Raw genomic sequence first — 18,547 nt, 5'->3', positions numbered from 1 at the left:
TTGGCCCGGTGTTCACACGACGTAGTGTCAAGCGGACATCACTGCACGTGAGTTGAATGCAAAGAATGCGCTCCGTGACAAAGAATTTTCAGGTTTGGATTTGAACTGATCACAAGAAGGTCACTAGGGTCATGCCTCGAACCTCCAACTAGGGTGATCACTCATCAGGAGTGACGGTGGAGGGGCACCGCCCGTCGGCGTGACGCGGCAGGCGGCTCGAGGAAGAAGGAGCTCGCCTTCGTGGCGTCCCACCGTCGACCCAAGCAGCCGAGCCGCACCCGTGTGACCGTGCTCACCACCGCAGCCGCCGCCGCCGTTGCCCTCAGTGCCAACGTCGCCAATGCCGCGCCGTCCGAGAAGCCCAGCAAGGACGAGGTCAAGGCCAAGGTCGACAAGCTCTACGAAGAGGCCGAGAAGGCCACGGAGAAGCTCGACGGCGCCAAGGAGAAGCAGGAGAAGCTCCAGAAGGAGATCAGCTCCCTCCAGGACAACGTCGCCCGCGGCCAGGAAGACCTCAACACCCTGCGCGACGGCCTCGGTTCGATGGCCAGCGCCCAGTACCGCACCGGCGGCATCGACCCGTCCGTGGCGCTCTTCCTCTCCTCCGACCCGGACAGCTACCTGGACAAGGCCTCGGCCATGGACCAGTTGAGCGCCCAGCAGGTCGAGTCGCTCAAGAAGGTCCAGGAGAAGCAGCGTTCGCTCGCCCAGCAGCGGTCCGAGGCCTCCGAGAAGCTCAAGGACCTCGCCGACACCCGCACCGAGCTCGCGAAGAAGAAGAAGGAAGTCCAGGGCAAGCTGGGCGAGGCCCAGAAGCTCCTGAACTCGCTGACGGCCAAGGAGAAGGCCGCGCTCGCCGCGAAGGAGCAGGAGCGCGCCACCCGCGCCACCGAGCGTGTGAACCTCGGCAGCAGCAAGGGCTCCGGCCGGGCCGGCGCCGCGTTCGCCGCCGCGCAGGGCGCCATCGGATCGCCGTACGTCTACGGCGCCTCAGGACCCAGCTCCTTCGACTGCTCCGGCCTCACCTCCTGGGCCTACGCCCAGGCCGGCGTCTCCATACCGCGCACCTCCGAGGCCCAGGCCAACGCCGGCACCCGGATCTACTCGCAGAGCGCCCTCCAGGTCGGTGACCTGGTCATCTTCTATGGCGACTTCCACCACGTCGGTCTCTACGCGGGCAACGGCCAGGTGCTGCACGCCCCGCACACCGGCGCGGTCGTCCGCTACGAGGCGATCGGCAACATGCCCTTCCAGTTCGGCGTCCGGATCTGATCCGGACGGGCGGTCCGGAGCCTGCCTCCGCCGCCTGAAGGGACCCGTCGCCACGCCGCCCAAACGGGCGAATTGCGACAACTCCCGCTGACCCCACGCCCCGTCGGTGACCTGCGTCTCCGGCGGGGCGTCACTGTGCGTGCCCGCGGAGGTCTTTGGCCGGTGCCTGGTCGCACGGCTACTGTCTGGCGCGTTTCCCCCCGACGGCGGGGGACCGTCAGCGGAAGGGAGCGCGGCCACTCGTGGGGTTCCATCGCCGCCTTGCACCGACCGGCTTCGACCGGGGCGCCGGCGCCTTCGGCATCGCCGCCTGCGTGATGTCCGCGGCGGCAGCCGCACTCGGTACCCTGCCCGCCTCCGCGGCACCGCAGGACGACACCCGCGCCGAGGTGGACCGCCTGTACACCCAGGCGGAGAAGGCCACCGAGGCGTTCAACAAGGCCGACGAACGCGCCGACACCCTGCGCCGGCAGATCGGCACCGCACAGGACGAGATCGCCCGGCAGCAGGACCGCATCAACACCATGCGGGAGGCGCTCGGTTCGCTCGCCGGCGCCCAGTACCGCTCCGGCGGCATCGACCCCTCCCTCGCCCTGCTCTTCTCCGACGACCCGGCCGACTACCTCGACAAGGCCGCCGCCCTGGACCGCATCACCTCGCACCAGGCGGGCGAACTCCGCGACCTCCAGACCGCGATGCGCGACCTCTCCCAGAAACGCGAGGAGGCCGGCGGGAAACTCGCCGAGCTGGAGAGCAGCCGCAAGGCCGTCGCCCAGAACAAGCGCACCGTCGAGCGGAAACTCGCCAAGGCCCGCCGCCTGCTCAACTCGCTGCCCGACGCCGACCGCGCCGCCTACGACCGCGCCTCGCGCTCGACCCGCGCGGACCTGCCCGGCTTCGGGAGCGACGCTCCGTCCTCCGGACGCGCCGCCGCCGCCGTCGCCGCCGCCCGCTCGGCCCTCGGCCGCCCGTACGTCTGGGGCGCGAACGGGCCGGGCGGCTTCGACTGTTCGGGCCTCATGCAGTGGTCCTACGCGCGGGCCGGTGTCGGCCTGCCGCGCACCTCGCAGGCCCAGCGGTACGCCGGACGCCAGGTGCCGCTGTCCCAGGCGCGGCCCGGCGACCTCGTCACCTACCGGTCCGACGCCAGTCATGTCGGGATGTACGTGGGCAACGGCCAGGTGATCCACGCGCCGTACCCGGGCGCCCCGGTGCGCTACGACCCGGTCGGCATGATGCCGATCTCGTCCGTCACCCGGCCGTGACGGACGCTCGGCCGGACCGGCGCCCGTAGCTCGGACCGGGTCCCGGGTCACGGCCCGTGCCGAACGGCGTGCGCACCGTACGATCGTCGACGTGGCTGGTCGAAGGCGTGTGTCGCGAGCGGGGCTCTCCCTGGTGCTGCTGCTCGCCGTGCTCGTCGGCTGCTCCGGCGGGCCGTCCGCCGACACCGCCTCGTCGGCCGCCGTGCAGCGCGTCCTCGACCGGCGGGCCGCCGCCGTCCTGGACCGGGACGTGTCCGCGTACCGTGCCACGGGCGACCCGTCGGCCGCCTCCGACGAGTTCGCCAACCTGCGCGAGGTGCCCCTCGCGGCCTGGTCCTACCACCTGGACCGGCTGAACGTCTCCGGCGACCGGGCCACGGCCCGCGTCCAGCTCCGCTACCGCATCGAGGGCTACGACACGGCACCGGTGACCGCCGGCCGCACCCTGGGTCTGACCCGCACCGCGGGGACCTGGCACGTCGACTCGGACGAGCCCACGGGCGGGAGCGGCCGCCAGCTCTGGGAGCAGGGGGCCGTGGCGGTCGCACGCGGGAAGCACAGCCTCGTGCTCGGGGTGGGGCAGTCCGGTGAGCGGCTGCGTTCCTTCGCCGCTCTCGCGGACCACGCGGTGCCCGCCGTGTCGCGGGCGTGGGGCCCCGACTGGGCCGGGCACGTCGTCGTCCTCGTACCGAAGTCGCTGGAGGGGATGGCGGGGCTGCTCGGGGCCCCGGCGGCCGGGTACCGGGGGATCGCGGCGGTCACCACCGGTGAGGTGGGAGGTTCCGCGCGGGCGCCCGCGGACCGGATCATCGTCAACCCGGACGCGTACGGCGTCCTCGGCGACTTCGGCAAGCAGGTCGTGCTCACCCACGAGAGCACCCATGTCGCGACCCGCGCCCACACCACCGCCGCCACCCCGCTGTGGCTCTCCGAGGGGTACGCGGACTGGGTCGGCTACCGGGGGAGCGGGCGGACCCCCGGGCAGGTCGCCTCCGAACTGCAACGGGCCGTCGCGGACGGGCAGGTGCCGGCCGCCCTGCCCGACGACAAGGCCTTCGGGTTCAGCGGTGACGCGACCGCGCTGGCGCAGGCCTACGAGGGGGGCTGGATGGCCTGCCGGCTGATCGCCGGCCACTGGGGCGAGGACAGCCTGAACGCGTTCTACCGGGCCGTGGGCGACCACCACAAGCGCCCGGGCGCCGTCGAGGACGCGCTGCGAGACGTGCTGCACACGACGCCCGAGCGGTTCACGCAGCAGTGGCGGGACTACCTCCGGGACCAACTGGGCTGACACCGCCTCGCGCTGTCCCCGCGTGTACCGTGCGCAGCCCTGCCGTCGCGGACGCGGGCCGTCGCGGAAGGGCCCTCAGGAGGAGGCCAGGGTCTCCCTGGCGAGGGACGGCTGAGCGGGGAGGTCCGGCGCGGGCTCGGAGACCGTGCCGCGCCACAGCGACCGGGCCGCGAGCAGCGAGGCGGCGACCAGCAGCCCGTTGCGGACGACCAGCAGGGTGATGCCGAGCGTGTCGCTGGCCACGACGTCCGCGAAGTAGACCGGGAACTCCAGCACCGTCACGAAGCACGCGATCAGCACCAGGGCCGCGGGCAGCGCCATCCGGCTCGCGCGAAAGCACAGGCAGACCGCGGCGAGCCCGACCAGCCACACCATGTACTGCGGGCTGATGACCCGGCTGGTCGCGGTGAACATCAGCACGGCCACGAACGCCGCGTCCGCGAGCGTGTGCGGCAGGAACCGCCTGGCACTCAGCCGCCACAGCAGCAGCCAGCCGAACGCGAGCGCCGTCAGCACCAGGGCCGCCGTGCTCACCAGGTCGACGTGCGGGCCGAGGAACTCCACCGAGCCGTAGTTCAGCAGCACCTGGCCGTTCCAGCCGTGGTGCCGGGCCACATGGAAGACGAGGGAGCCGAGCGACTCCACCTCGGTGCCGCGGTCGCGCTGGAAGGTCAGGAAGGCGAAGGCACCCGGCATCGTGATCCAGAACACCGCCGCGATCACGGCAGCCGTCACCGCGGCCGACGCCCAGGCGCGCCGCCGCACGGCCCCGACCAGCAGCAGCACCGGCCACACCTTCACCATCGCGCCGAACGCGACGAGCGCCCCCATCACCCGCGGATGACGCACCCCGGCCAGCAGCGCCGCGACCGCGACGGCCGTCACCATCAGGTCGTAGCGGGCGTACACGGTCGGGCCGAGCAGCGGCACACCGATCACCCACACCCACGTGCCCCGCCGTGTGCTGCCGGAGCGCGAACCCGCGTACAGGAGCAGCCCGAACACCACCAGGTCGGCGACGAAGGCCAGCACGAAGAAGGCGTGCGGATAGTCCAGGAACGGCAGCAGACCGGGGGAGAGGATGGCGAGGGCGGCGGCCGGGGGGTACTGCCAGGTGACGTCCTGCCGGGGGAACGAACCGTGCCGCAGCACGTCGTACCAGCCCTGGTAGATCACCGACACGTCACTTGTGACGTCCGGGCCGGGGAAGACGTAGACCTTGGTGACGAAGAGCAGCAGCAGCACCCTGGTCAGCGCCCAGATGCCGAGCAGCGCGGTGATCCCCGACGCCACCCTCGCGCGACTGGCGCCCGTCATGCCCACCTGGCCCTCTTCTTCCGGATTCCGTGTGCGTCGCCGCCGTGCTTCGAGGAGTCAGGGTGACGCGCCGGCCTGTGTGCGAGCCGCCGAGCGCGGCCGTGCCGACCTGTGAGTATAGGTTCGATAGTGTCGAACACGATGCACAAGACCCTGATCGTGACGAACGACTTCCCGCCCCGTCCGGGTGGTATCCAGGCCTTCCTGCACAACATGGCGCTGCGCCTGGACCCCGAACAACTCGTCGTCTACGCCTCCACGTGGAAGCGCGGCCACGAAGGTGCCGAGGCGACCGCGGCGTTCGACGCCGAACAGCCCTTCACCGTCGTACGGGACCGCACGACGATGCTGCTCCCGACGCCGGGCGTCACCCGCCGCGCCGTCGGCCTGCTGCGCGAACACGGCTGTACGTCGGTGTGGTTCGGGGCGGCCGCCCCGCTCGGCCTGATGGCACCGGCGCTGCGCCGGGCGGGCGCCCGCCGCATCGTGGCGACCACGCACGGGCACGAGGCCGGCTGGGCCCAGCTGCCCGCCGCACGCACCCTGCTCCGCCGCATCGGCGAGTCCACCGACACGATCACCTACCTCGGCGAGTACACGCGCTCCCGCATCGCCGCCGCCCTGACGCCCGAGGCCGCCGCGCGCATGGTCCAGCTGCCGCCGGGCGTCGACGAGGGGACCTTCCACCCGGGGTCCGGCGGCGCGGAGGTCCGCGCCCGGCTCGGCCTCACCGACCGGCCGGTCGTCGTCTGCGTCTCCCGCCTGGTCCCGCGCAAGGGCCAGGACACCCTCGTCCGCGCGATGCCCCGCGTCCTGGCCGAGCACCCGGACGCAGTGCTGCTGATCGTCGGCGGCGGGCCCTACGAGAAGGACCTGCGTGCCCTCGTCCGCGACACCGGGGTGACGGAGTCGGTCCGGTTCACCGGGGCGGTGCCCTGGTCGGAACTGCCCGCCCACTACGGCGCCGGAGACGTCTTCGCGATGCCGTGCCGTACCCGCCGGGGCGGCCTCGACGTCGAGGGGCTCGGCATCGTCTACCTGGAGGCGTCGGCGACGGGCCTGCCGGTGGTGGCCGGCGACTCGGGCGGCGCGCCCGACGCCGTGCTCGACGGTGAGACGGGCTGGGTCGTCCATGGCGGCTCCGCCGAGGAGACCGCCGACCGCGTCACCACCCTGCTCGCCGACCCCGAACTCCGCCGCCGCATGGGGGAGCGGGGCCGCGCCTGGGTCGAGGAGAAGTGGCGCTGGGACCTGCTGGCCAAACGGCTGCGCGAACTGCTCTGAAGCCGCCCGCCGGGCCCCGGGCCGCCCCATCAGGGGCGCGGGGAACCGGGCGAGCGGTCACGACGGGCCGGTCGCCCGGGAGGGACCTCCGCCCCTACGGCGGATCCCGGCGGACGGCCGGCCCGTCGTGGCGCCGCCGGGAAGGGGCCGGGGCCGCGACCCCGGCGCTCGGGCATCAGCCCCGAGGCAGCGCCTCAGCCCCGGTAAAGTGCCTCGATCTCGCTTGCGTAGTCCTTCGCGACGACATTCCGCTTCAGCTTCAGCGACGGCGTCAGGTGCCCCGACTCCTCGGTGAACTGGTGCGCCAGGATGCGGAACTTACGGACCGACTCGGCCTTGGACACCGCCGCGTTGCCGTCGTCGATCGCGTCCTGGATGGCGGCGAGCAGGTCCGGGTCCTCGCGCAGCGTCGCCGCGGTCGAACTGACCGGCTTGCCGTGCTCCTCGGCCCACCGGACCAGGAACTCCTCGTCGACGGTGACGAGGGCGCCCACGAACGGACGTCCGTCGCCGACCACCATGCACTCGGCGACCAGTGCGTGCGCGCGGATGCGGTCCTCGATCACGGCCGGGGCGACGTTCTTGCCGCCGGCGGTGACGATGATCTCCTTCTTCCGGCCGGTGATGCGGAGATAGCCGTCCTCGTCGAGGGTGCCGATGTCACCGGTGTGGAACCAGCCGTCGGCCAGCGCCTCGGCGGTGGCGCCCTCGTTGTTCCAGTACTCCTTGAACAGGTGCTCACCGTGCAGCAGCACCTCGCCGTCGTCGGCGATGCGGATGACGGAGCCGGGCAGCGGCTGGCCGACCGTGCCGATCTTCGTGCGGTCCCACGGGTTGAAGGCCGTGGCCGCGCAGGACTCGGTGAGACCGTAGCCCTCCAGGACCGTGAAGCCGATGCCGCGGAAGAAGTGGCCGAGCCGCTCGCCGAGCGGGGCGCCGCCCGAGATCGCGTACTCGCCGCGTCCGCCGAGGACCGCGCGCAGCTTGCTGTAGACCAGCTTGTCGAACGTCTTGTACTTGATCTTCAGGCCGAGCGACGGGCCCGAGGGGGTGTCCAGCGCCCGGCTGTACGCGATGGCCGTGTCCGCGGCCTTGTCGAAGATCTTGCCCTTGCCGTCCGCCTGGGCCTTGGCGCGCGCCGAGTTGTAGACCTTCTCGAAGACGCGCGGCACACCGAGGATCAGCGTCGGCCGGAACGAGGCCAGCTCGTCCGTGAGGTTCTTGATGTCCGGGACGCAGCCCAGCTTGATCGGCGCCATCATCGGCGCGACCTGCACGAGCCGTCCGAAGACGTGGGCGAGCGGGAGGAACAGCAGCACGGAGCACTCGCCCGTACGGAACAGCGGACGCAGCCGCTCCACGATGTTGCCGCACTCGGCGAAGAAGGCACGGTGGGTGAGGACACAGCCCTTGGGGCGGCCCGTCGTCCCGGACGTGTAGACGATGGTCGCCGGATCGTCCGCCTTGGCGAGCGAACTGCGCTCCTCGACCGCGGCGTCACTGACGTCGTGACCGAGACGCCCCAGCTCCTCGACGCCGCCGGCCTCGATCTGCCAGACGTGCTTGAGGGCGGGCAGGTGGTCGCGCACCGACTCGACGGAGGCCGCGTGGTTGGCCAGCTCGACGATGCAGGCGGTCGCGCCCGAGTCACCGAGGATCCACTGCACCTGCTCGGCCGAGCTGGTCTCGTACACCGGGACGGTGACCGCGCCGGCGCTCCAGATCGCGAAGTCGAGCAGCGTCCACTCGTAGCGGGTACGCGACATCAGGGCCACCCGGTCCCCGGGCTGTACGCCCGAGGCGATCAGGCCCTTGGCCGCGGCGCGCACCTCGGCGAGGAACGTCGTGGCGCTCACGTCCGTCCACGTGCCGCCGACCTTGCGCGCGATGACGGCGACGTCGGGATGCTGCGCGGCGTTTCTGCGGACGATGTCGGTGAGATTTCCGTCAGCGGGGACCTCGTACAAAGCCGGAAGGCTGAACTCGCGCAAGACTGCTGCTCCTCATAGGGCGCCGACGCCACGACTCTGTGTGATGCGACGGTGCGGTCCAAGGCTCGGGCAGGTACTCGGAAGATCACTGGTTGAAATCCTGAGTACGACTGGACTGGCCGGACGTTACCCGCCGGTATGGCTTCTTCGACAGGGGGGTCGAGCGAGATGTTCCATGCGTCACACGTGTTGGCGTTCCTTCGCGCAGAGTAGTCCACGCCTTTCCCGGCCAGCCAGTAATCGCAGGTCCGGCCGCCTCTGTTCACGTTTGCCGCACACGCCTACGCTTGATCGTCATGGCACCCACACCGGTCGGAAACCCGAGGACGCGCGTTCACGTGGTCAGTGACGTGCATGGCAACGTCCGGGACCTGGCCCGGGCCGGCGACGGCGCGGACGCCCTGGTCTGCCTCGGTGACCTGGTCCTCTTCCTGGACTACGCGGACCACTCCCGCGGCATCTTCCCCGAGCTCTTCGGCGTGGAGAACGCCGACCGCATCGTCGAGCTGCGCACCGCCCGCCGCTTCGAGGAGGCCCGCGCGTTCGGGGCCCGGCTGTGGGCCGGCATCGGCACCGAGCGGGCCGCCGCCATCGAGAAGGCCGTACGCAAGCAGTACGCCGAGATGTTCGCCGCGTTCCCCACTCCGACGTACGCCACCTACGGCAATGTCGACATGCCGAACCTGTGGCCGGAGTACGCCGGACCCGGTACCACCGTCCTCGACGGCGAGCGGGTGGAGATCGGCGGTCGCGTGTTCGGCTTCGTCGGCGGCGGACTGCGGACACCGATGCGCACCCCGTACGAGATCAGCGACGAGGAGTACGCGGCCAAGATCGAGGCGGTCGGCGAGGTCGACGTGCTCTGCACGCACATCCCGCCGGAGGTTCCGGAGCTGGTCTACGACACCGTGGCGCGCCGCTTCGAGCGGGGATCCCGTGCCCTGCTGGACGCGATCCGGCGCACGCGCCCGCGGTACGCGCTCTTCGGCCACGTCCACCAGCCCCTCGTCCGCCGGATGCGCGTCGGGGCGACGGAATGCGTGAATGTGGGGCACTTCGCGGGGTCGGGCCGGCCCTGGGTGCTGGAGTGGTGAGCCGCCGGGGTGGTGAACGCCGGGCGGGGTGACGGTGGCCGTGGCTGTGCGCGGTAGCCTTCACGCTGCACAGACGTGCGCACCACCCTCCCTCACCGGACCGCATCTGGAGGAGCCACCGCGATGGCGGAACACACCAGTTCGAGCATCACGATCGAGGCGGCACCGGAGGAGGTCATGGCGGTGATCGCCGACTTCGCCCGCTACCCGGACTGGACGGGTGAGGTGAAGGAGGCCGAGGTGCTGAAGACGGACGCGCAGGGCCGCGCGGAACAGGTCCGCCTCGTCATGGACGCCGGCGCCATCAAGGACGACCAGACCCTCGGCTACACCTGGACCGGGGACCACGAGGTCTCCTGGACCCTGGTCAAGTCCCAGATGCTGCGCTCGCTCGACGGCTCGTACCTGCTCGCGGCCGTCGGTGCCGGGGCGACCGAGGTGACCTACCGGCTCACCGTCGACGTCAAGATCCCCATGCTCGGGATGATCAAGCGCAAGGCCGAGAAGGTCATCATCGACCGGGCGCTGGCGGGCCTGAAGAAGCGCGTCGAAGAAACGGCCTAGCCACCCAGGGGTGCCCGCTCTCCCGGCCCGCGCACTCACCCCGGTGACCCCGGTGACCCCGGTGAACACGGTGAGCCGCGCCCGTCAGGGCCGCCCCCTTTTCCTCGCCCCCTCCGCCCCTACCCGTCCCGCCCCGGGGCTCCGCCCCCGACCCCGCTCCTCAAGCGCCGGAGGGGCTGAATTTTCCCCGCTCGAAGCGCTGAAGGATCTGCCCGCACCCGGGATCCGGCGGAAGGGGCGAGTGCCGGCCACGCACGGCCCGCGGTCGGCGTCCGGCGGGAGGGGCCGTGCCGGTACATCAGATGCCCGTCGCTTACGTCCGGATCGAGCAGCCGGGCGTTGATGACCGACGTCTGATTCAGCGGCGACGGGCGGATGTACCGGCACGGCCCCGCCCCACCACCGGACCGCACCCGAGACCGGCACAGGCCCCCGGCCCGGTATCCGCACAGGCCCCCGGCCCTCTATCCGCACCGGCCCCCGGCCCGGTACCGGTAAAGGCCCCCGGCCCGCGACCGGCAAAGGCTCCCGGCCCGGTACCGGTAGCGTTCACCCCCATGCGCACCATCCTGATCACCGGCCAGGGCGGCACCGGCCGTACCACCGTCGCCGCGGCCACCGCGCTGAAGGCGGCCCGCGAGGGCACCCGCACCCTGGTGCTCACCGCCGACCGCACCGACACCCTCGGCGCCGTCCTCGGCGTTCCCACCGGCCCGGACCCCGTCGAGGCCGCCCCTCACCTCTCCGCCTGGCGCCCCGACGCGGCCGCCCGCTTCCGCGACGACCTCACCGCGTTCCAGCAGCGCGCCACCACCGCCCTCGACCTGCTCGGCGCCTCCCGCCTGGACGCCGAGGAGGTCACGCCGCTGCCCGGCGCCGAGGAGCTCGCCCTGCTCAGGGCCCTGCGCGACGCCGCTCTGTCGGACGCGTACGACTTCCTCGTCGTGGACCTGCCGCCCGCTCCGCAGGCCCTCGCCCTCCTCGCCCTGCCCGAGGAACTCCGCCGCTACCTGCGCCGCCTGCTCCCGCCCGAGCGTCAGGCCGCCCGCGCCCTGCGCCCCGTCCTCGGGCGGCTCGCGGGCGTCCCGATGCCCGCCGAGTGGCTGTACGAGACGGCCGCCCGCTGGGACGTCGAGCTGGCCGCCGTGCAGGCCGTCGTCGAGGACCGCGCCACGACCGTGCGCCTGGTCGCCGAGCCGGGCCCCGCCGGTGCCGACGCCGTCCGCACCGCGGCCACCGCCCTGGCCCTGCGCGGCCTGCCCGTCGACACCCTGGTGGCCAACCGGGTACTGCCGGGCGCCACCAACGACACCTGGCTCGCGGCCCTCGCCGCCCAGCAGCGCAAGGCCCTGGACGAGTGGCAGGACGCGTACGACCTCCACGAGGTCCCGCACGCGGGCCACGACCCCCGCGGCCCGCACGACCTCGCCGCGCTGCCCGTACCGGCCGTCAACACCGCGCCCACCCCCGTCGAGTGGCCCGTCGTCGACCGTCTCGCCGACGACGGCGTCCTCGTCTGGAACATCCCGCTGCCCGGCGCGATACGCGACGAACTCGACCTCATCCGCCGCGGCGACGAGCTCGTCGTCACCGTCGGCCCCTTCCGCCGGATCGTGCCGCTGCCGTCCGCGCTGCGCCGCTGCACCGTGGCGGGCGCGGCCCTGCGCGAGGGAGAGCTGCGCATCCGCTTCGCGCCGGACCCCGGCCTGTGGCCGCGCGGCACCTGAGCGGGCCAGCGGTCGGCGACGTGGCCGAAGGACGTGCCCCGGTCGTGATCGGGGCCGTCGCGACGGTGAACGGTGTACCGCCGTTCGGGTAACGTCGAAGGCACGCACCCGTAGGCAGGAGTCCGCCATGAGCGAAGAGCGCCCCCCATCCGACGCCGCTCAGGAGGAGACGGCCGACGAGGTGCGCGTCGATGAGGCGCACGCGACGGACGCCGACGCCTGGGCGACGGCGTGCGCCGAGGACCTCGCGGAGGAGCAGGCCCGCCGCCGCGCCCAGCACGGCCCGCCCCCCGGCTCCGCCGCCGAGGAACTGCGCAAGCTCGTCGACGCCGTCGCCGACAAGCTCTCCGGGATCCAGTCGCCGCTGTTCGGCGCGGTCGCCTCGGGCACCGCCCAGCAGATGGTCAACCAGGTCGTCCAGCAGGCCAGGGCCGCCGTCGAACCGGTGATCGAGCGCAACCCGGACGTCTTCGACCATCTCGCCGCCGCGGGCACCGAACTGCTCGCCGCCTACCGCTCGGCCGTCGAGACGCAGGAGCGGCGCTGGACCACCCGGGACACCGGATCTCGTGACGAGGAGCCCGGTCCAGGGGAACACATCGACCTGGACTAAAGGTCGCTCGGGTACGGTTGCCCGTAGCGGGGCTCGACCGAAACTGAGGGATTCATGGGACTCACCATCGGCGTCGATATCGGCGGCACGAAGATCGCGGCCGGTGTGGTCGACGAGGAAGGCAACATCCTCTCGACGCACAAGGTGCCGACTCCCAGCACGCCGCAGGCCATCGTGGACGCCATCGCCTCGGCCGTGGAGGGCGCACGGGCCGGTCACGACATCGTGGGCGTCGGCATCGGTGCCGCCGGATACGTGAACCGCCAGCGCTCGACGGTGTACTTCGCGCCGAACATCGACTGGCGCCAGGAGCCGCTCAAGGCCGAGGTCGAGCAGCGCGTGGGCCTGCCGGTCGTCGTGGAGAACGACGCGAACGCGGCCGCGTGGGGGGAGTACAAGTTCGGTGCGGGCAAGGGGCACCGCAACGTCATCTGCATCACCCTGGGCACCGGCCTCGGCGGCGGCATCATCATCGGCAACAAGCTGCGCCGGGGGCACTTCGGCGTGGCCGCCGAGTTCGGCCACATCCGGATGGTCCCGGACGGCCTGCTGTGCGGCTGCGGCTCGCAGGGGTGCTGGGAGCAGTACGCCTCCGGGCGCGCCCTCGTCCGCTACGCCAAGCAGCGGGCGAACGCCACCCCGGAGGCCGCGGAGGTCCTGCTGGGCCTCGGCGACGGTTCCCCCGACGGCATCGAGGGCAAGCACATCTCGATGGCCGCCCGGCAGGGCGACCCGGTGGCGGTGGACTCCTACCGTGAGCTGGCCCGCTGGGCCGGCGCGGGTCTCGCCGACCTCGCCTCGCTGTTCGACCCGTCCGCCTTCATCGTCGGCGGCGGCCTCTCGGACGAGGGCGAGCTGGTTCTCGACCCGATCCGCAAGTCGTACAAGCGCTGGCTGGTGGGGGGCAACTGGCGCCCGGTCGCCGATGTGATCGCCGCCCAGCTGGGCAACAAGGCGGGGCTGGTCGGCGCGGCCGACCTGGCCCGGGAGCCCGACCCGATCATGTAGCGCGACTCTTCTGCCGCACAGCGGAGCCCGCCGAGCCCCACGGGGCCGGCGGGCTCCGTCGTTCCCGGCTCGCGCCCGCCCCGTCGCCCGGCCGGGCTGCCGGGGCGGATCGAGGCCGGGGCGAGGGCGATCGCGGCCGAGTGCGACGGCCGGTACCGATGAGCCCGGACCCGCGTCGCGCTTCGAGCGTTCCGCCCTTCCGCCTTTCGGCCCGTCCGGCACGGCCGCAACGCGTATCTTGATCGCCATGCCGACCAGCCCCACCGCCAGTCCGCTGCCCGCCTCCCGCACCGAACCCGACGGTTCGGCCGTGATCCGGGTGCTCAGCTACAACATCCGCTCGATGCGTGACGACACCGATGCGCTCGCCCGTGTGATCACCGCCTGCGCGCCGGACCTCGTGCTGATCCAGGAGGCGCCGCGCTTCTTCCGGTGGCGCAAGAAGCTCGCACGGCTGGCCGCCGCCTCCGGCCAGGTGATGCTCGCCGGCGGCGCCACCACCTCGGGGCCCGCGCTGCTGTGCTCCCTGCGGGCCACCGTCGAACGCACCGAGGACGTGCTGCTCCCGCGGATGCCCGGACGGCACCGGCGCGGTTTCGCCACCGCCGTGGTCCGCTTCGGGGGAGCCCGGATCGGCGTGCTGAGCTGTCACCTGTCGCTGCACAAGGACGAGCGCGCGGCGCACGGCGGCCTGCTGCTCGACCGACTGGCCGACCTCGGAACGCCGTACGCCGTCGCGGGCGGCGACCTCAACGAACGCCCGAGCGGGCCGACGTTCCGCCGTATCGCCGGTGCGCTCCAGGACGGCTGGGTGACCCGCCCCTGGGGCGGGGAGAACACCTGGACGCGTACGGAACCGGAGCGCCGCATCGACGCGATCTTCGCGACGCCCGGGGTGGAGGTCCTGGGCTGCGGCGTCCCGCTCGGCCTGCCCGGCGTCACGGAGGCGGACCTGAGGGCGGCCACGGACCATCTGCCCGTGCTGGCCGCGCTCAGAGTGCCCGCGTCCTGACGTCTGTCGTAGCTCGTCGCCCGTCCGGTGCCGCGCTCTGCGAGGTTCGGACGGTGCGGGGTCTCAGACCACCGCGCCGCGGCCCGGGTCGTCCAGATCGTCGTCGTCGGTCTGCATACGGGTCACCAGGGTGGCGAAGCCGCCGAGGAAACCGCCGATGCCGAGGGTGCTGAGCCACCACGTCATGTCCCAGCCGAGCAGCACGGCGAGCAGCAGCAGGGTGGGTCCGCCGAGCACGCCGAGCCAGGCGAACTTCGCGGTCGTGTCCGCGGCCGGCAGCGGGGGCGGCTCGGGCGGCACGAAGTGACCCTCGTCGTCCTCGTCGAAGTCGCCCTCCGCCGGCTCGGGCGCGGTGTGGTCACGCGGGCCCCCGCCGCCGCCCACACCGGGTGTGAAGGCGACCGAGCTGCCGAGGGCCTTGGCGGCCGGGGGCTTCTCGCCGGCCGAGGTGTCCGACGGGGAAGCGGCACCGGTGGCGTCCTCCGCCCCGTTCCCGTCTCCGTCGTCCTCGGCTGTCCCGGCGCGCTTGCCGGACCTGCCGCCGCCGTCGGGGCCGTCGTTCGTCTCGGGGTCCAGCAGTGCCAGGTCCTCCACGGACTTGAACGGCTTCGCGCCGGGCGGGTCCGGCGGCTCCTCGCCGTAGCCCTCGACGATCGACTGCCAGGCGGCCTCCTCGTCGAACGGCACGCCCTGTCCGTCGCCCGGCGACTCCCCGCCCGCGTCACCCGGGGCCTGCGCGCGGGTGTCACCGAGGGGCTCCGCCAGCGGTTCTCCGAGCGGCTCGGCGCGCGACTCCCCGATCCCCTCGCCGAGAGCCCCGTCCAGGGGCTCGCCGACGGGAACACCCTTCTCCTCGGAATCGCCGCGGTCCGCGTCCTGCTCAGCCACCGGCTGCCGTCCCTTCCTGCTGACCCACCTGACCCGGGCCGGACTCCTTGTCCGCCCCGGGAGCGAGCCGGGTGACGAAGGCGTAGCTCTCCTCGAAGATCCGGTCCGCATCGTGGTCCAACGTCGCGACGTGGTAGCTCTGTTCCAGGACGGACTCCGTCACGTCCGTGGACGACACCCGGCCGAGGATGCGGGCCGCGTCGGCGGGGGAGACGACATGGTCCTGGAGGCTGTGCAGCAGCAGGAGCGGCTGCGTGACCTGCGGCAGCTCCGCGTCGACGACGGCGCAGAGCTTCCGCATCGAGTGCGCGGCGTGCAGCGGCACGCGTGTGTAGCCGAGCTCCTCGGAGCCCTCCTTCGCGATGTCGCTCGCGATGCCCTTCGTGGAGGGGACGAGGTGCCGGACGACCGGCAGGGCGTAGGCCGCGAGGCCGTGCACCTTGTTCAGCGGGTTGACGACCACGATGCCGCTGATCTCGTCGCCGTGCCGGGCGGCGAGCCGCAGGGCCAGCGCGCCGCCCATGGAGAGACCGAACACGAAGACCCGCGAGCACCTCTCGCGCAGGGAGCGCAGCTCGCGGTCGACCTCCGCGTACCAGTCCTGCCATCCGGTGAGCTGCATGTCCTCCCAGCGGGTGCCGTGCCCGGGCAGCAGGGGGAGCGCGACGGTGAGGCCCCGCTCGGACAGGTACTCCGCCCAGGGGCGCAGTGACTGCGGGGAGCCGGTGAAACCGTGGCAGAGGAGGACTCCGACCTCTCCGCCCTCGTGGCGGAACGGCTCGGCTCCAGGAAGGACCGGCACCTCGGTCTCCTGTTCGTGAGAAGGACGGGAACGACCCCAGGGTCTGCTTCACCGTACGCGACGGTACGGACACCGACCAGGGTCGTCGGGGCCTTTGACAGTGCTCCGGGTTAAGGTCTGATCCACGACTCAGGAGGCACTCGGGTGATCTACGGCGCAATGAAGTTTTCCATCGGGGGGTCACTGAAGCTCGCCTTCAGGCCCTGGGTGGAAGGCCTCGAGAACATCCCTGCCGAGGGGGCCGCCATCCTGGCGAGCAATCACCTGTCGTTCTCGGACTCGTTCTTCCTTCCCGCGGTCCTCGACCGCAAGGTCACCTTCATCGCCAAGGCGGAGTACTTCACGACGCCCGGTCTCAAGGGCCGGATGACCGCCGCCTTCTTCAAGGGCGTCGGCCAGCTCCCGGTGGACCGTTCCGGCGCCCGCGGTGCGGGTGAGGCGGCCGTCAAGAGCGGGATAGACGTGATCGAGCGCGGCGAGCTGTTCGGCATCTACCCGGAGGGCACCCGCTCGCCCGACGGGCGGCTGTACCGCGGCAAGCCGGGCGGCCTCGCGCGCGTGGCGCTGGCCACCGGCGCACCCGTCATCCCCGTCGCGATGATCGACACCGAGAAGATCCAGCCGCCGGGGAAGGTAATGCCCAAGCTGATGCGTCCGGGCATCCGCATCGGCAAGCCGCTGGACTTCAGCCGGTACAACGGCATGGAGCACGACCGTTTCGTGCTCCGCGCGGTGACCGACGAGGTCATGTACGAGATCATGAAGCTCTCCGGCCAGGAGTACGTCGACATCTACGCGACGGCCGCCAAGCGGCAGATCGCGGAGGCGGCCAAGGCCGAGAAGGAAGAGGAGAAGGCCGAGAAGGCGGCGCTCGCGCAGGCCGAGAAGCTGGCGGCGGCGGAAGCGGCCGAACAGCGGGCCGCCGAGCGGAGGCGCTCCGAGCTGAAGCTCGTCGAGGACGAGGGCGGCGCGGCGAAGAACGCCGAGGGCGACGGGAACGCCGAGGGCGACGGGAACGGCGCGGCGAAGGACAGCGGGCACAAGGACGCCTAGCGGGGGAGCGGCGGTCCGGAGACCCCGGGCGGGCCGCGGGCCGACCGGCGCGGGGGAAGCCGGACCGGCGCGGACGGGAACGGTCCGGCCGCCGGGAGCGTCCGTCAGGACGTCGGCAGTGTGGGGTGGGGGAGACATGGCCAAGCGCGAGAGAGTCATGAGGATGTCGGTCGAGCAGCCGCTGTGGCGTGCCCTGACCGCGTACCGGGTGCTGACCATGTTCTACGCGGTCGGACTGTTCGCCACCGCCTACGACCACTTCACCCGCCCCTGGGTGGCCGTCACCTACTTCGCCGTGCTGTTCGTCTGGACCCTGGCCACCCTGCCCAGGGTCGCCGGCGCGGTCCACTGCACCAAGCCGTTCCTCGCCGCCGACCTCACCGTCGCGCTGACCGGAATCCTGCTCACCCGGGTCGCCGACGCGGGCTCGCGCATCGACGGGGGAGGGCCGACGCTGCCGTCGATATGGACGGCAGGCGCCGTCCTGGCGTTCGCGATCAAGGGCGGCTGGCGGTGGGCGGCGTTCGCCTCCACCCTCGTCGCGGCGGCCAACCTCGTCGAGCGGGGCGCCCCGACCCGCGACACCGTGCACAACGTGATCCTCGTCTGGGTCGCCTCCATCGCGATCGGTTACGTCGTCGAGGTGGCCCGCGCCTCGGAGCGCACCCTCGCCCGCGCCCTGGAGATCGAGGCCGCCACCCGTGAGCGCGAGCGGCTCGCCCGGGACATCCACGACGGCGTGCTCCAGGTCCTCGCGATGGTGCAGCGGCGGGGCAGCGCGCTCGGCGGCGAGGCCGCCGACCTCGGCCGGATGGCCGGCGAGCAGGAGGTCGCGCTGCGCACGCTGGTGTCGGGCGGGATGGTGCCCCTCTCCCGGGTGTCGGAGGACGCCGCGCTCGGCGCGCTCGTGCGGGCGGTCGACGAACCGGACGACGAGGACGACCCCGTGGGCCCCGTCGACCTGCGCTCCCTGCTCGCCCCGTACGCCACCGCGCGCGTGACCTTCTCCGAGCCCGGCGCTCCCGTACCGCTCACCCCGGCCGCCGCGCGGGAGCTGGCGGCGGCCGTCGGGGCAGCCCTGGACAACGTCCGCAGGCATGTCGGCGCGGACGCCCGCGCCTGGATCCTGGTCGAGGACGAACCGGACGCGGTCGTGGTGACCGTGCGCGACGACGGCCCCGGCATCCCGGAGGGCCGGCTCGCGCAGGCCGAGGGTGAGGGCCGCCTCGGGGTGGCGCTGTCCATCCGCGGCCGGCTGCGCGACCTGGGCGGCACGGCGGAGCTGGTCTCGGTCCCCGGGCAGGGCACGGAGGTCGAGCTGAAGGTACCGAAGGTCTCACGGGGAAGGGCGAGCACACGATGACGG

General features: G+C 72.5%; 16 protein-coding genes. 12 read left to right on the top strand and 4 right to left on the bottom strand.

Features of this window, described 5'->3' with window-relative positions:
- Positions 1–240: 240 nt before the first annotated feature.
- From B0675_RS00720 to B0675_RS00710, 3 genes are all read left to right on the top strand, one after another.
- Complete coding sequence (locus B0675_RS00720; protein ID WP_081216786.1) at positions 241–1,272, top strand: C40 family peptidase; 1,032 nt, start codon at positions 241–243, stop codon at positions 1,270–1,272.
- Positions 1,273–1,514: 242 nt separating this feature from the next.
- Positions 1,515–2,537, top strand: a complete 1,023-nt coding sequence (locus B0675_RS00715; RefSeq protein ID WP_081216785.1) for a C40 family peptidase — start codon at positions 1,515–1,517, stop codon at positions 2,535–2,537.
- A gap of 91 nt (positions 2,538–2,628) precedes the next feature.
- Positions 2,629–3,828 (top strand): hypothetical protein, encoded by a 1,200-nt coding sequence (locus B0675_RS00710; protein WP_081216784.1) that lies wholly within the window; start codon positions 2,629–2,631, stop codon positions 3,826–3,828.
- 75 nt (positions 3,829–3,903) lie between these two features.
- Here the strand turns inward: B0675_RS00710 and B0675_RS00705 are convergent, their stop codons facing one another.
- Positions 3,904–5,145, bottom strand: a complete 1,242-nt coding sequence (locus B0675_RS00705; RefSeq protein ID WP_081216783.1) for a glycosyltransferase 87 family protein — start codon at positions 5,143–5,145, stop codon at positions 3,904–3,906.
- Between the two features lie 141 nt (positions 5,146–5,286).
- Between B0675_RS00705 and B0675_RS00700 the strand changes: the two genes are divergently transcribed.
- Positions 5,287–6,429: a glycosyltransferase family 4 protein gene (locus B0675_RS00700; RefSeq protein WP_081221508.1), complete on the top strand. Its 1,143-nt coding sequence runs from the start codon at positions 5,287–5,289 to the stop codon at positions 6,427–6,429.
- A 194-nt stretch (positions 6,430–6,623) separates the two neighbouring features.
- Here the strand turns inward: B0675_RS00700 and B0675_RS00695 are convergent, their stop codons facing one another.
- On the bottom strand, positions 6,624–8,420 hold the full coding sequence (locus B0675_RS00695; RefSeq protein WP_081216782.1) for an AMP-dependent synthetase/ligase: 1,797 nt from the start codon (positions 8,418–8,420) through the stop codon (positions 6,624–6,626).
- A 296-nt stretch (positions 8,421–8,716) separates the two neighbouring features.
- Between B0675_RS00695 and B0675_RS00690 the strand changes: the two genes are divergently transcribed.
- From B0675_RS00690 to B0675_RS00665, 6 genes are all read left to right on the top strand, one after another.
- Positions 8,717–9,514 (top strand): metallophosphoesterase, encoded by a 798-nt coding sequence (locus B0675_RS00690; RefSeq protein WP_081216781.1) that lies wholly within the window; start codon positions 8,717–8,719, stop codon positions 9,512–9,514.
- Positions 9,515–9,637: 123 nt separating this feature from the next.
- The gene (locus B0675_RS00685) at positions 9,638–10,078 is read left to right on the top strand and encodes an SRPBCC family protein (RefSeq protein ID WP_081216780.1); all 441 of its coding nucleotides are present in this window, start codon (positions 9,638–9,640) and stop codon (positions 10,076–10,078) included.
- A gap of 557 nt (positions 10,079–10,635) precedes the next feature.
- The gene (locus B0675_RS00680) at positions 10,636–11,805 is read left to right on the top strand and encodes an ArsA-related P-loop ATPase (protein WP_081216779.1); all 1,170 of its coding nucleotides are present in this window, start codon (positions 10,636–10,638) and stop codon (positions 11,803–11,805) included.
- A 127-nt stretch (positions 11,806–11,932) separates the two neighbouring features.
- Positions 11,933–12,418 (top strand): DUF5304 domain-containing protein, encoded by a 486-nt coding sequence (locus B0675_RS00675; protein ID WP_081216778.1) that lies wholly within the window; start codon positions 11,933–11,935, stop codon positions 12,416–12,418.
- A gap of 54 nt (positions 12,419–12,472) precedes the next feature.
- Positions 12,473–13,426, top strand: coding sequence for an ROK family glucokinase (locus B0675_RS00670; RefSeq protein ID WP_081216777.1), 954 nt, complete (start codon positions 12,473–12,475; stop codon positions 13,424–13,426).
- A 247-nt stretch (positions 13,427–13,673) separates the two neighbouring features.
- Positions 13,674–14,438, top strand: coding sequence for an endonuclease/exonuclease/phosphatase family protein (locus B0675_RS00665; protein ID WP_081216776.1), 765 nt, complete (start codon positions 13,674–13,676; stop codon positions 14,436–14,438).
- Positions 14,439–14,501: 63 nt separating this feature from the next.
- Here B0675_RS00665 and B0675_RS00660 read toward each other — a convergent pair whose 3' ends face one another.
- Together B0675_RS00660 and B0675_RS00655 are read right to left on the bottom strand one after the other, a co-directional pair.
- Entirely contained in the window at positions 14,502–15,326 is an 825-nt protein-coding gene (locus B0675_RS00660) for a hypothetical protein (RefSeq protein ID WP_081216775.1), read from the bottom strand.
- Entirely contained in the window at positions 15,319–16,128 is an 810-nt protein-coding gene (locus B0675_RS00655) for an alpha/beta fold hydrolase (protein ID WP_081216774.1), read from the bottom strand. The genes B0675_RS00660 and B0675_RS00655 overlap by 8 nt, the downstream gene beginning before the upstream one ends.
- 159 nt (positions 16,129–16,287) lie before the next feature.
- On the opposite strand from B0675_RS00655, the gene B0675_RS00650 reads away from it, so the two are divergent.
- Both B0675_RS00650 and B0675_RS00645 read left to right on the top strand, forming a co-directional pair.
- The gene (locus B0675_RS00650) at positions 16,288–17,181 is read left to right on the top strand and encodes a lysophospholipid acyltransferase family protein (RefSeq protein WP_241539658.1); all 894 of its coding nucleotides are present in this window, start codon (positions 16,288–16,290) and stop codon (positions 17,179–17,181) included.
- A gap of 136 nt (positions 17,182–17,317) precedes the next feature.
- A complete protein-coding gene (locus tag B0675_RS00645) occupies positions 17,318–18,544 on the top strand; it encodes a DUF5931 domain-containing protein (RefSeq protein ID WP_081216773.1) in 1,227 nt (408 codons plus the stop codon).
- The last annotated feature ends 3 nt before the right edge of the window (positions 18,545–18,547 follow it).

This window comes from Streptomyces sp. M41(2017), assembly GCF_002078175.1.
Lineage (GTDB): Bacteria > Actinomycetota > Actinomycetes > Streptomycetales > Streptomycetaceae > Streptomyces.
The sequence above is the reverse complement of the archived record's forward strand: the minus strand, read 5'-3'. Positions and strand labels throughout refer to the sequence as shown.

Excerpts from the sequence above, each read along its gene's own strand:
- B0675_RS00675 (WP_081216778.1), top strand. The coding sequence starts at position 11,933 with ATGAGCGAAGAGCGCCCCCCATCCGACGCCGCTCAGGAGGAGACGGCC.
- B0675_RS00650 (WP_241539658.1), top strand. The coding sequence starts at position 16,288 with ATGAAGTTTTCCATCGGGGGGTCACTGAAGCTCGCCTTCAGGCCCTGG.
- B0675_RS00700 (WP_081221508.1), top strand. The coding sequence starts at position 5,287 with ATGCACAAGACCCTGATCGTGACGAACGACTTCCCGCCCCGTCCGGGT.
- B0675_RS00705 (WP_081216783.1), bottom strand. The coding sequence starts at position 5,145 with ATGACGGGCGCCAGTCGCGCGAGGGTGGCGTCGGGGATCACCGCGCTG.
- B0675_RS00690 (WP_081216781.1), top strand. The coding sequence starts at position 8,717 with ATGGCACCCACACCGGTCGGAAACCCGAGGACGCGCGTTCACGTGGTC.
- B0675_RS00685 (WP_081216780.1), top strand. The coding sequence starts at position 9,638 with ATGGCGGAACACACCAGTTCGAGCATCACGATCGAGGCGGCACCGGAG.
- B0675_RS00645 (WP_081216773.1), top strand. The coding sequence starts at position 17,318 with ATGGCCAAGCGCGAGAGAGTCATGAGGATGTCGGTCGAGCAGCCGCTG.
- B0675_RS00680 (WP_081216779.1), top strand. The coding sequence starts at position 10,636 with ATGCGCACCATCCTGATCACCGGCCAGGGCGGCACCGGCCGTACCACC.
- B0675_RS00670 (WP_081216777.1), top strand. The coding sequence starts at position 12,473 with ATGGGACTCACCATCGGCGTCGATATCGGCGGCACGAAGATCGCGGCC.
- B0675_RS00665 (WP_081216776.1), top strand. The coding sequence starts at position 13,674 with ATGCCGACCAGCCCCACCGCCAGTCCGCTGCCCGCCTCCCGCACCGAA.